Consider the following 12599-nt stretch of genomic DNA (forward strand, 5'->3'; position numbering starts at 1 on the left):
GCCGCCACGCGCACCGGGGCGGCCTTGCGCCGCCCTTCGTCGATTCGTCCCACTCGTTCTATTCGTCGTCCGACGTGCCCGGCGCGTCCTGCGGCGTGCGCGCGCCGCGCTCGGCGGGCGGCAGCAGCGCCGCGAGCACGTCGACCGTACGCGCCGTCGCGCCGCGGTGACGCGACGCGAAAGCCGCGCCGGCCGCGCCCATCGCGACGCGCCGCGCCTTGTCGGCGAACAGCGCATCGAGCACGTGCGCGAGATCGAGCGGATCCGCGACCTGCATCGCCGCACCGGCCGCGACCGCGTCGGCGGTCGCCTGCGTGAAGTTGAACACGTGCGGCCCGATCAGCACCGGCACGCCCACCGCGCACGCTTCGATCAGGTTCTGGCCGCCGAGCGGCAGCAGGCTGCCGCCGATGAACGCGATATCGGCGGCCGCGTAATACGCGCCGAGTTCGCCCATCGAATCGCCGAGCAGGACCGTCACGTCGCCCGGCAGCGGTTCGGCAGCCGGCCGGGCGGCCGCGAGCGCGGCCGCGTCCGCCGCCCAGACGGAACGCCGTACACATTTGAGCCCGCTGCGCGCGACGAGCGCCTCGACCTCGGCGAAACGCTGCGGATGACGCGGCACGAGCACCAGCAGCGCGTCGGGCGTACGCATGTCCGCGAACGCCTGCAGCACCAGCGCCTCTTCGTTCTCGCGCGTGCTCGCGGCGACCCACACGGGCCGCGCGCCGATCGCATCGCGCCACGCATGGCCGCGTGCCGCCAGTTCCGGCGGCGTCGTCATGTCGAACTTCAGGTTGCCGAGCACCGTCACGTTGCGCGCGCCGAGCGACGTCAGCCGCTCCGCGTCGGCCGGACTCTGCGCGAGCACGCGCGAGAAGCCGCCGAACACGTCGCGCGTCGCCGCGCCGAACTTCGCCGCGCGCCGGAACGAACGCGCGGACATCCGCGCATTGGTCAGCACGAGCGGCACGTCCGCGCGGCGGCACTCGTCGATCAGCGTCGGCCACACCTCGGTTTCCATCACGAGGCCGAGCGTCGGCCGCCACGCGCGCAGGAAGCGCCGCACCGCGCCCGGCATGTCGTACGGCAGGTAGCAGCGCAGCACGCGATCGCCGAAGATCTGTTCGCCGGTCGCGCGGCCGCTCGGCGTCATGTGCGTGAGCAGGATGCGCGCATCGGGGCGCGCATGCATCAGCGCGTCGATCAACGGCTGCGCGGCACGCGTCTCGCCGACCGACACCGCATGTACCCAGATCAGCGGCGCGCGGTCGTCGCGCAAGCGGCCCGCAACGTGACCGAAGCGTTCGCCGATATGCTCGCGATAACCGCGCTCCTTGCGCGAGCGCACGTAGAGCCGGATGACCGCGGCCGGCGCGACGAGCCACCACAGCGCGCGATAGATCACCCTCAGCATGCGGCGGCCCTCGTGTTGCGTCGAAGCAGGTGCGCGCTCAAACCAGCGCCCTGCCCGTCAGGCGTTCGAGAATGCCGAGCGGCGCGCATTCGCGGCGGACCATCGCGTCGACCGGCAGGAAGAACGTCTGTTCGAGCATGAACTGGCCGGACATCACAGCGTGCGAAGTCTGATCGGAGAAACATATCCACACGCAACCCGGCGGAAACGGCATCGTCTCCTGCGGGCTCGTCTTCTGGTAGTCGAGATCGGCCTTCATGCTGTCGTGCAGGTTCAGCATCAGGTGGTCGTATGCGCTGCGCGGCGACTTCGTCACGTGCAGCAGGTTCAGCAGCCACGCGGCGCCCGGCAGTTGCGGCCTGATCGACGGCAGGAAGCGCTTCGCGACGTCCTCGAACGGCTCGCCGACGCGCCAGACGCGCGGCACGCCGGCCGGGTTCACGTTCGTGAACACGCGCAGGATGCGCTCGCCGTAGTTCGGCCGCGACGGGAACGCGTCGACGTGCAGCCGGCTGTCGTCCTTGCGCCACGACGTCTGGCGCGTCTCGACCTGCATCAGCCGCAGGCTGGTCGGCGCGACGCGCAGCTTGCCGCGGTATTCCGGAAAGAGGCCGTCGACGAGCGTGCCGGCCTGCTGCTGGAAGCGCGCGACGAGCGCGCGCACGGCCGACTGCGTGACGCTGTCGCCGAGCACGCCGGCGAGCGTGCCGCCGTTCGGCGCGAGGCTGATGTTCTTGCGTTTCGGATCGGCGAGCGCCGGATCGAGCAGCGCTTCCTCGCCGCCTTCGATCGCGAAGCGCAGGTGCGGGAAATACAGCACCTTGCCTTCCTCGACCGCGGCCAGCAGCTGCTCGCGCGGCGCCGACAGGTTGTGCCCGCTCCAGTCGGCGGACGGGACTTCGATGATCTGGGATTCGCTCATGATCGGTTCGCGTGTGGGACAGCGTTACAGGAGACCGAAGCCCGCGAGCGCCGACTTCACCTGCGCGATCGACGGGGGCTGCCCCGCCGTGCCGAGATTGACGACGTTCGGCGACCAGTAGCCGCCGGTCCGCCAGGCCGTCGCGAAATTGTACAGTTCGACCGTCGGACGCTTCAGCGCGGCCGCGATGTGAACCAGACCTGTATCAACCCCGACGGTCGCGGCCGCGCCGTCGATCAGACCGACCACGGCCGGCAGCGACAGTTTCGGCGGCACGATCGCAGCATCGCCGAATTCCTTCGCGAGCCGCTCGCTGGTCGCGTGTTCCGCGTCGTTGCCCCACGGCAGCACGAGCGACGCGCCGCGCCGCACGAGCGCCTGGCCGAGTTCGATCCACGCGGCGTCCGGCCACTGCTTGTCGGCACGCGACGTCGCATGGACGAACACCACGTACGGCACCGGCAGGTTCAGGCCGAGCGCGGCCACCGCGAGCGCCGCCGCGCGCGTGTCGAGGCCGAAGTCGACCGGATCGGCCGGCGTCGGCGCGGGGTCGTTCAGCGCGGCCGCGACGAGTTGCCGCGACCGCTCGACGACGTGCGTCCGTGGCGCGATCGGCACGCGCTTCGCATAGAAGAAGCGCACCGGCCATTCGTAGCCGGCGCCATCGGTGCGGTTGCCGAGCCCGACCAGCGGGCCGCGCGCCCAGCTCGCGACCCAGGCCGTCTTGATGAGGCCCTGGCAGTCGATCACGAGATCGTACTGCTCGGCCGCGAGACGCTTGCGGAATGCGCGGATCTCGCGCCACGTGGCGCCCGAGAACGGCTTCTTGCGCCAGCGGCGCAGCGAGAATGGCAGCACGTTGCGCACGCCGTCGACGAGCCGCACGAGGTCGACGAAGCTTTCCTCGACGAGCCAGTCGATCTGCGCGTCGGGGTGGCGGCGCCGGATATCGGCGATCACCGGCATGTTGTGCACGACGTCGCCCAGCGACGACACGCGCACGATCAGGATCTTTTGCACGCTGAAAAAACGCCGGCTGGCAGCCGGCGACAGGCATAAAGGGGGGATTTTATCTCGCCCGGCGGGGCGGACAGACAAAAAGCGGCGCACGCCCGTGGCGTGCGCCGCTTTTCGGGAGAATCGCGGCCGACGAAGCTGCCGCGGCACCGCGGGCGGCCCGCAGGCCGCCCGCGCTCAGAACGGCAGCTTGACGTCCGGCTTCGCGGCCGTCAGCACACGGCGGAAGTCTTCCTGGATCCGCTTGAGCCCTTCCTGCGTCTCGGCTTCGAAGCGCATCACGACGACCGGCGTCGTGTTCGACGAACGCGCGAGACCGAAGCCGTCCGGGTACTCGACGCGCAGGCCGTCGATCGTCACGACTTCCTCGGCACCGTCGAACTTCGCCTCTTTCTGCAGCTTGTCGATCAGGCTGAAGTTCTCGCCTTCGTCGAGCCAGAGCTGCAGTTCGGGCGTGCTCATCGCGTCCGGCAGCGCATTGAGCAGCGCGCTCGGGTCGGCCGTCTTCGCGACGATCTCGAGCAGGCGCGCGCCCGTGTAGAGGCCGTCGTCGAAGCCGTACCAGCGATCCTTGAAGAACACGTGGCCGCTCATTTCGCCGGCGAGCGGCGCACCCGTCTCGCGCAGCTTCGCCTTCACGAGCGAGTGGCCCGTCTTCCACATCAGCGGCTCGCCGCCCTTCGACTTGATCCACTGCGCGAGGTGGCGCGTGCACTTCACGTCGTAGATGATCTGCGCGCCCGGGTTGCGCGACAGCACTTCTTCCGCGAACAGCATCAGCTGGCGGTCCGGATAGATGATCTGGCCGTCCTTCGTGACGACGCCCAGGCGGTCGCCGTCGCCGTCGAACGCGAAGCCGAGTTCGGCATCGGTGTCCTTCAGCGCCTGGATCACGTCCTGCAGGTTTTCCGGGTGCGCGGGATCGGGGTGGTGGTTCGGGAACGTGCCGTCGATGTCGGTGAAACGTTCGACGAGTTCGCAGCCGAGCGCCTTGAACAGGCGCGTCGCGAGCGGGCCCGCGACGCCGTTGCCGGCGTCGACGACCAGCTTCAGCGGCCGCGCGAGCTTCACGTCGCCGACGATGCGCGCGATGTACTGATCGGCGACGTCGACTTCCTCATACGTGCCGCTGCCCGTCTCGAAGCGCTCGTCGACGATGCGGCGGTACAACGCCTGGATCTGCTCGCCGTAGATCGCGGCGCCGCGCAGCACCATCTTGAAACCGTTGTAGTCGGGCGGGTTGTGGCTGCCCGTGACGACGATGCACGAATCGACGCGGCGCTCGCCGCCCTTCAGCGCCAGCGGCACGTTTGCCGCGAAATAGCCGACCGGCGTCGGCACCATGCCGACGTCGACGACATCGACACCGGCCGCACGCAGGCCATCGGCGAGCGCGCCGACGAGCTCCGGCCCGGACAGGCGGCCGTCGCGCGCGACGACGACCGCGTCGCCGCCCTGCGCACGCACTTCGCTGCCGAATGCGCGGCCGATCCCGCGCGCCGTATCGACGTCGAGTGTCTTGCCGACCACGCCACGGATGTCATATGCCTTGAAGATGGATTGGGAGATCATCGATTCTCTTCTCTCTCAGTTGCGTGCATGGAAAATTGTCTGGCTTGGCTGGCCGCCTCTCGCCGGTGCCGCGCATGATACAGCGGCCCCGCAAAACAAGGAACGGAACGGCTGGAGCGGTCGCGATCCCACTTATAATCGCGGGTTTCGATGACGCGCATACCGCCCATTTTAATGCCTAGCCGTCCCGCCGCCGCCAATCCGCAGCCTTCGGGCGCCCTGCCGGCCGCCCCGCACGCGCGCCGCCGCGCCGCATGCTGAAGCGCTTCGGCAACCCGGACGTCGCGAAAGCCGTCGCGAACCTCGTCTGGCTGGGGCTCGAACGGCTCACGCAGATCGGCGTCGCGATCGCGATCAGCGGCCTGCTGGCCCGTTATTTCGGGCCAGATGTGTTCGGCAAATGGCAGTATGCGAATACGCTTCTCCTGGTACTCGCGCCGCTCACCTGGGTGTGCGGCGCGGAAATCCTCGTCCCGACCATCGTCCAGCGCCCGCCCGCCCAGCTCGGCGCGGTGCTCGGCAGTGCGTTCGCGCTGCGCATCGCCGTCTCGGTCGCCGCGCTCGCCGCGACCTGGATCGCGATCGCCGCGGGCGCGTTCGACCCGCTGGTCGGTGCGATGCTCACGGGTCTCGCCGTCACGATGGTGTTCCGCGAACCGTTCGTCGGCGTGATCAACGCGTGGCTGCAAAGCATGACCTACAGCAAGCCGCAGCTCGTCACCAGCATGGTCACGGCGCTCGCGAAGGCGCTGCTCGTGTGGCTGCTGGTCCGCGCGGCCGCCGGCCCCGCCCGCTTCGCGTGGCTGTGGGCGCTCGAGGCCGCCGCGATCGGCTTCGCGCTGCTGCTGTACTACCGGCATCGTAACGGCGGCGCGCTCGGCTGGACGTTCGATAAACCGCTGTTCAGGCACTTTGCGACGGCCGGCACCGTGTTCTGGCTCGGCCTGATCTGCATGTACCTGTTCCTGAAACTCGACCGCCTGATGCTCGAGCGTCACGTGTCGTTCGCCGATCTCGGCCGCTATTCGGCCGCGCAGCAGCTCAACGAAAACTGGATCACGCTCGCGCTGATGCTCGCGCAGACCATCGCGCCCGCGTTCGTCTACCGCGTGCAGGACGTCGCGCGGCTGCGCCGCAACATCGTCCGCCTGATCGCGATGACGGCCGGCCTGATGACGGCCGGCGCGCTCGTGCTCGACGCGGCCGCCCCGCTGATCGTCGGCAAGGTGTTCGGCCACGGCTACGAGGCATCGGTCGACATCTTCCGCTGGGCCGTCTGGCTGTCCGTGCCGGCCGGCATCGAGGCGATAGGCAATCTTATCGTTCTCAAATATCAAGCAAAATTCGTGTTGCTGTCGAAATGGCTGCTCGCGCTGGCGATCGCCGCGGTCGTCAACCTGTTCGCGATCCCGCGGCTCGGCCTGTACGGCGCGCTCGTCGGGCTGGCGGCCGGCTACCTGGCCGCGGCCGCCGTCAACTTTTATTACATCCGTTTCAAGCTGCGAACATGACGTCCCCTGATTGCCCGCCCCCGCTCGACGACGTGGCCGTGCTGATGCCGGCCTACAACGGGCACGACGACGTCGTCCGGACCCTTGCGTCGTTTCGCGAGGATGTGCCCGTGCACGTGCTGGTCGTCGACGACGGCAGCACGCCGCCGATCGTCGCGCCTGACCTGCCGGGCCTCGCGATCGAGGTGCTGCGCATGCCGCGGAACGGCGGCATCGAGCGCGCGCTCGCGGCCGGCATCGACGCGCTCGCGGCGCGCGGCTTCCGCTATGCGGCCCGCATCGACGCGGGCGACCTGGCCGTGCCGCAGCGCCTCGCGAAGCAGCGTGCGTATCTCGGCGCCCACCCGAACGTGGCCTGCGTCGGCATGTGGACGCAGGTCGTGTCGCGCGCCGGCGAACCGCGCTTCATGCTGACGCCGCCCGTCGATCCGCGCACGCTGCGCCGCACGCGCTTCCTGCGCTCGCCGCTCGTGCATCCTTCGGTGATGCTGCGCATCGACGCCGTGCGGGAAGTGGGCAACTATCGCGAGAAATACCGCGCGGCCGAGGATCTCGATCTTTTTTTACGGTTAATGCAACGCTACGATTGCGCGAACCTGCCGGAACTCGGCCTGTATTACGAACTGAACGAGGGCGGGATCAGTGCGACCAAGCGCCGGCGCCAGCTGGTGTCGACGCTCACGCTGCTGCTGAGCCATTTCAACGCGCTGAACCCGTACGACTGGGCCGGCCTCGCCAAGAACCTGCTGCATTTCGTGACGCCGTACCGGACGTTGCAGCGGATCAAGCAGACGCTGTTCGCCGCGCGGCCGTCCGCCTGACGCCGATCCGGCATTTACGACGCTTTATTTTTTTCTTTTTTCATGTCCGCCACTTCCCCGCTGCGCATCGCGCTCGTCTGCAACACGGCCTGGGCGATCTACACGTATCGCCACGGGCTGATCCGTACGCTCGTCGCGCGCGGCGCCGAGGTCGTCGTGATCGCGCCGCACGACCGTACGGTGCCGTTGCTCGAGCAGATGGGCTGCCGCTACGTGAAGCTCGCGGTCGCGTCGAAAGGCACGAGCCCGCGCGAGGATCTCGGCACGCTCGCGGCGCTGGTGCGCCACTACCGCGCGCTCAAGCCCGATCTCGTGTTCCATTACACGATCAAGCCGAACATCTACGGGTCGGTCGCCGCGTGGCTCGCGCGCGTGCCGTCGATCGCGGTGACGACGGGGCTCGGCTACGTCTTCATCCAGAAAAGCCGCGCGGCGAGCGTCGCGAAGCGCCTGTACCGGTTCGCGTTCCGCTTCCCGCGTGAAGTGTGGTTCCTGAACCGCGACGACCTCGCGACCTTCACCGACGAGCAGTTGCTCGCGCATCCCGAGCGCGCGCGGCTGCTGCACGGCGAAGGCGTCGATCTCGAGCAGTTCGCGCCCGTGCCGCTGCCCGCCGGCGACGCGCCCGTCTTCATCCTGATCGGCCGGCTGCTGTGGGACAAGGGCGTGCGCGAATACGTGGAAGCCGCGCGCATCGTGCGCGGCCGCTTCCCGAACGCGCGCTTCCAGCTGCTCGGGCCGCTCGGCGTCGACAATCCGAGCGCAATCGGGCGCGCGGACGTCGACGCATGGGTCGGCGAAGGCATCGTCGAATATCTCGGCGAGGCGCACGATGTCCGCCCGCATATCGCGGCGGCCGACTGCGTCGTGCTGCCGTCGTACCGCGAAGGCGTGCCGCGCACGCTGATGGAAGCATCGGCGATGGGCCGCCCGATCGTCGCGACCGACGTGCCGGGCTGCCGCGACGTCGTCGCCGACGGCGAAACCGGCTTCCTGTGCCGCGTGCGCGACAGCGCAAGCCTCGCGGAGCAACTGCTCCGCATGATCGAACTCGGAACGGCCGGGCGCGACGCGATGGGCGCGCGCGGCCGGCGAAAAGTCACGGCGGAATTCGACGAGCAGCAGGTCGTCGAACGCTACCGGCAGACCATTCGTTCGTTGACCGGCATCACTCTCTGAAGGAGCGCATCAGCAATGACCGCTAAAGGCACCATCCTCGTTACCGGCGGCGCGGGCTATATCGGCTCGCACACGGCCGTCGAGCTGCTCGACAACGGCTACGATGTCGTGATCGTCGACAACCTCGTCAACAGCAAGGCCGAGTCCGTGCGCCGCATCGAGCGGATTACCGGCAAGACGCCCGCGTTCCATCAGGTCGACGTGTGCGACGAAGCCGCGCTCGCGAAGGTGTTCGACGCGCACCCGATCACCGGCACGATCCATTTCGCGGCGCTCAAGGCCGTCGGCGAATCGGTCGCGAAGCCGCTCGAGTACTACCAGAACAACATCGGCGGGCTGCTGGCGGTGCTCAAGGTCATGCGCGAGCGCAACGTCAGGCAGTTCGTGTTCAGCTCGTCCGCGACCGTGTACGGCGTGCCCGAGCGCTCGCCGATCGACGAATCGTTCCCGCTGTCGGCGACGAACCCGTACGGCCAGTCGAAGCTGATCGCCGAGCAGATCCTGCGCGATCTCGAGGTGTCCGATCCTTCGTGGCGCATCGCGACGCTGCGCTACTTCAACCCGGTCGGTGCGCACGCAAGCGGGCTGATCGGCGAGGATCCGGCCGGCATCCCGAACAACCTGATGCCGTATGTCGCGCAGGTCGCAGTCGGCAAGCTGGAAAAGCTGCGCGTGTTCGGCTCCGACTATGCGACGCCGGACGGCACCGGCGTGCGCGACTACATCCACGTCGTCGATCTCGCGAAAGGACACATCGCCGCGCTCGACGCGCTCGCGAAGCGCGACGCGAGCTTTGTCGTGAACCTCGGCACCGGCCAGGGCTACAGCGTGCTGGAAGTCGTGCGTGCGTTCGAGAAGGCATCGGGCCGCCCGGTGCCGTACGAACTCGTCGCGCGCCGCCCGGGCGACATCGCCGAGTGCTACGCGAATCCGCAGGCCGCGGCCGACATCATCGGCTGGCGCGCGACGCTCGGGATCGAGGACATGTGTGCCGACCACTGGCGATGGCAGGAGGGGAACCCGCGCGGTTTTGTATAATCCGCTGTCCATTTTTCGAGCGATCCCATGCTCAGCTTCGCGTCCGGCTTCATCGTCTCCCTGCTCGTCACGCTGTTCATCGTGCGCTACGCGCACCTTCATGAGAAATTCTCGATCGACAGCGATCTGGCCGGCGTGCAGAAATTCCACGTGCGGCCCGTGCCGCGAGTGGGGGGCATCGGGATCCTCGCCGGGGTCGTCGTGGCCGCGCTGATCCTGTCGCGGCGCTATCCGACGATCGCGGGCAGCATTCTCGGCATCGCGGCCTGCGGGCTGCCGGCGTTCCTGTCCGGCCTCGTCGAGGATCTGACCAAACGCGTGTCGCCGCGCGCGCGGCTGCTCTGCACGATGGGCGCGGCCGCGCTGGCGTTCTGGCTGCTGGGCATCGCGGTCAAGCGCATCAGCGTGCCGCCGCTCGACTTCCTGCTCGGCTACGTGGCCATCTCGGCGTTCATCACGGTGCTCGCGGTCGCGGCGCTCGCGAACGCGATCAACATCATCGACGGCTTCAACGGCCTCGCGTCGATGGTCAGCTTCATGATGTTCGCGTCGCTTGCGTACGTCGCGTTCCACGTCAACGACCCGGTCGTGATGTCCGCGTCGATCATCATGATGGGCGCGGTGCTCGGCTTCTTCCTGTGGAATTTTCCTGCCGGGCTGATCTTCCTCGGCGACGGCGGCGCGTATTTCATCGGCTTCATGCTCGCCGAACTCGCGATCATGCTCGTGATGCGCAACCGCGAGGTGTCCGCGTGGTATCCGGTGCTGCTGTTCATGTACCCGATCTTCGAGACCTGTTTCTCGATCTACCGGAAGAAGTTCATCCGCGGGATGTCGCCGGGGATTCCGGACGGCGTGCATCTGCACATGCTCGTGTACAAGCGGCTGATGCGCTGGGCCGTCGGGACGAAGCACGCGCACGACCTGACGCGGCGGAATTCGCTGACGTCGCCGTATCTGTGGCTGCTGTGCCTCGTCGCGGTGATTCCCGCGACGCTGTTCTGGCGACACACGCTGCACCTGTTCGTGTTCGTCGTGCTGTTCGCACTGACCTACGTGTGGCTTTATCTCAGCATCGTGCGGTTTCGCGCGCCGCGGTGGATGGTGGTACGCAAGCACCGGCGCAGCCACTGAACGTCGTTGCATCGGCTTCCGGACAAAGAAAAAGCGCCCCGCGGGGCGCTTTTTTTCATGCATCGCCGAGCCCCGTTCGGGCTTCGCGCCGCCGCGTCACTTGTTCGACGCGGCGCGCCCCGACGGTACGCTCTGCAAGGTCGGGGCAACGGCCGTCTGGTATTCCGGCACCCAGCGCCGCAGGTCGCGCCGCACTTCGTCGTCGGACAGCACGCGGTGCTGCATCAGCCACGGCAGCAGCTCGTCGAGCAAATTGTCCGGTACTTCGCGCGCCCGCGCGATCCGCAGTTTCGGGTGCGGCGTGCGCGTCGTCGCCTCGTCGTCCGCGAGCAGCTCCTCGTAGAGCTTCTCGCCGGGCCGCAGCCCCGTGAACTCGATCCGGATCTGTTCTTCCGAGAACCCGTACAGGCGGATCAGGTCGCACGCGAGATCGACGATCTTCACCGGCTCGCCCATGTCGAGAATGAAGATCTCGCCGCCATGCCCCATGCTCGACGCCTGCAGCACGAGCTGCGACGCCTCCGGGATCGTCATGAAGAAGCGCGTGATCTCCGGGTGCGTGACCGTGACCGGACCGCCCTTCGCGATCTGCTGCTGGAACTTCGGAATCACGCTGCCGGCGCTGCCGAGCACGTTGCCGAAGCGCACCGTCTCGAACTGCGTGCGCGCGCTCGTCTGCTGCAATGCCTGGCACGCCATTTCGGCGAGACGCTTGCTCGCGCCCATCACGTTGGTCGGATTGACGGCCTTGTCGGTCGAGATCAGCACGAAGTGGCGCACGTCGTGACGAATCGCCGCGCGGGCCACGCGATACGTGCCGAGCACGTTGTTGCGCAGCGCCTGCCAAGCGTTGTGCTCTTCCATCAGCGGCACGTGCTTGTAAGCGGCCGCATGGAACACGATGTGCGGCGCATGGCGCGACATCACCTGGTCCAGCAGCAGCGAATCCTTCGCATCGCCGATGATCGGCAGGACGGGCAGGTCGGGGAACCGTTCGCGCAGCTCCTCGGTGAGCCGGTACATCGCGTATTCGGACAGGTCGAATGCAACCAGTTGCGCCGGCGCGAAGCGCAGGATCTGCCGGCACAGCTCGGAGCCGATCGAACCGCCCGCGCCCGTCACCATCACGACGCGGCCGCGCAGCAGCGCCTCGACGTGCGGCGTGTCGATCGTCACGGCATCGCGGCCGAGCAGGTCCTCGAGATCGATGTTCCGTACCTGCGACAGGAAGCCCTGCCCCGGCATCAGCGCAGTCAGCGACGGCAGCACCATCGCCTTCACGCCGGCCCGCACGCACAGCGTCGCCACGCGACGCTGGGTCTCGACCGACGCCGACGGAATCGCGATGATCGCGTACTCGACCTTCATCGCATCGGTCCAGTGCTTGAGGTCGTTGAACGAGCCCAGCACCTTGTAGCCGTAGATTTCGCGGCCCTGCTTCGTGACGTCGTCGTCGAGCAGGCCGACGAGGCGCCATTCGCCGGAACGCGACAGTTCGCGCGCGAGACTCGCGCCGGCCGTGCCGGCGCCGAGCACCAGCACCGGCTTGCCCTTGCCGACGAGGCCGCCGTACAGGTAGTACTCTTTCGTCGCGCGGTAGAGCGCGCGGGCGCCGCCCATCGCCAGGAACAGCATCAGCGGCGACACGAGCAGCACCGAGCGCGGAATGATCGGCTGCGGCTGGAACATCACGGCGCCGATCATCACGATCACGCCGCCGCCGGCCACCGCCTTTGCGATGCGCATCAGGTCGGGCAGGCTCGCGAACACCCACAGCCCGCGATACAGGCCGAATCCGTGGAACATCAGCGCGTAGACGGGAAGAGCCCAGGTCAACGCCATCAGCGCACCGCCCAGGAAATCATGCGGAACGCTGCCGTTGAAACGAACGAGATAGGCGAACAACCATGCGGCGGCAACCGCCGTCAGGTCGAACAGGAAAGCACTCAGCGACAGCCACGACGCTCTGGATCGAAACATCGGCGGGA

General features: G+C 68.0%; 10 protein-coding genes. 5 read left to right on the forward strand and 5 right to left on the reverse strand.

Annotation, left to right across the window (positions count from 1 at the left end):
* Positions 1–58 precede the first annotated feature (58 nt).
* From waaA to HWX00_RS17640, 4 genes are all read right to left on the reverse strand, one after another.
* Positions 59–1417, reverse strand: a complete 1359-nt coding sequence (gene waaA, locus HWX00_RS17625; protein ID WP_175027357.1) for a lipid IV(A) 3-deoxy-D-manno-octulosonic acid transferase — start codon at positions 1415–1417, stop codon at positions 59–61.
* Between the two features lie 37 nt (positions 1418–1454).
* Positions 1455–2339: a Kdo hydroxylase KdoO gene (gene kdoO, locus HWX00_RS17630; protein ID WP_059557203.1), complete on the reverse strand. Its 885-nt coding sequence runs from the start codon at positions 2337–2339 to the stop codon at positions 1455–1457.
* Positions 2340–2363: 24 nt separating this feature from the next.
* Positions 2364–3359 carry a lipopolysaccharide heptosyltransferase I gene (gene waaC, locus HWX00_RS17635; RefSeq protein WP_175027356.1) on the reverse strand — a complete coding sequence of 332 codons (996 nt, stop codon included), beginning with the start codon at positions 3357–3359 and terminating at the stop codon, positions 2364–2366.
* Positions 3360–3533: 174 nt separating this feature from the next.
* Entirely contained in the window at positions 3534–4928 is a 1395-nt protein-coding gene (locus HWX00_RS17640; RefSeq protein ID WP_049030306.1) for a phosphomannomutase/phosphoglucomutase, read from the reverse strand.
* 254 nt (positions 4929–5182) lie between these two features.
* Between HWX00_RS17640 and HWX00_RS17645 the strand changes: the two genes are divergently transcribed.
* Genes HWX00_RS17645 through HWX00_RS17665 form a run of 5 tightly spaced genes read left to right on the forward strand, consistent with a single transcriptional unit; the run spans position 5183 to position 10611 of the window.
* Positions 5183–6439, forward strand: coding sequence for an oligosaccharide flippase family protein (locus HWX00_RS17645; RefSeq protein ID WP_175027355.1), 1257 nt, complete (start codon positions 5183–5185; stop codon positions 6437–6439).
* On the forward strand, positions 6436–7260 hold the full coding sequence (locus HWX00_RS17650; RefSeq protein WP_175027354.1) for a glycosyltransferase: 825 nt from the start codon (positions 6436–6438) through the stop codon (positions 7258–7260). The genes HWX00_RS17645 and HWX00_RS17650 overlap by 4 nt, the downstream gene beginning before the upstream one ends.
* A gap of 42 nt (positions 7261–7302) precedes the next feature.
* Entirely contained in the window at positions 7303–8439 is a 1137-nt protein-coding gene (locus tag HWX00_RS17655) for a glycosyltransferase family 4 protein (protein WP_034187284.1), read from the forward strand.
* Positions 8440–8454: 15 nt separating this feature from the next.
* Positions 8455–9477: a UDP-glucose 4-epimerase GalE gene (galE, locus tag HWX00_RS17660; protein WP_034187283.1), complete on the forward strand. Its 1023-nt coding sequence runs from the start codon at positions 8455–8457 to the stop codon at positions 9475–9477.
* Between the two features lie 27 nt (positions 9478–9504).
* A complete protein-coding gene (locus HWX00_RS17665; RefSeq protein WP_034187282.1) occupies positions 9505–10611 on the forward strand; it encodes an MraY family glycosyltransferase in 1107 nt (368 codons plus the stop codon).
* Between the two features lie 96 nt (positions 10612–10707).
* Here the strand turns inward: HWX00_RS17665 and HWX00_RS17670 are convergent, their stop codons facing one another.
* Positions 10708–12591 carry a polysaccharide biosynthesis protein gene (locus HWX00_RS17670; protein WP_175027353.1) on the reverse strand — a complete coding sequence of 628 codons (1884 nt, stop codon included), beginning with the start codon at positions 12589–12591 and terminating at the stop codon, positions 10708–10710.
* Positions 12592–12599: the final 8 nt, after the last annotated feature.

The organism is Burkholderia seminalis DSM 23518, from assembly GCF_902832885.1.
In the GTDB taxonomy this organism is placed as follows: Bacteria; Pseudomonadota; Gammaproteobacteria; order Burkholderiales; family Burkholderiaceae; genus Burkholderia; species Burkholderia seminalis.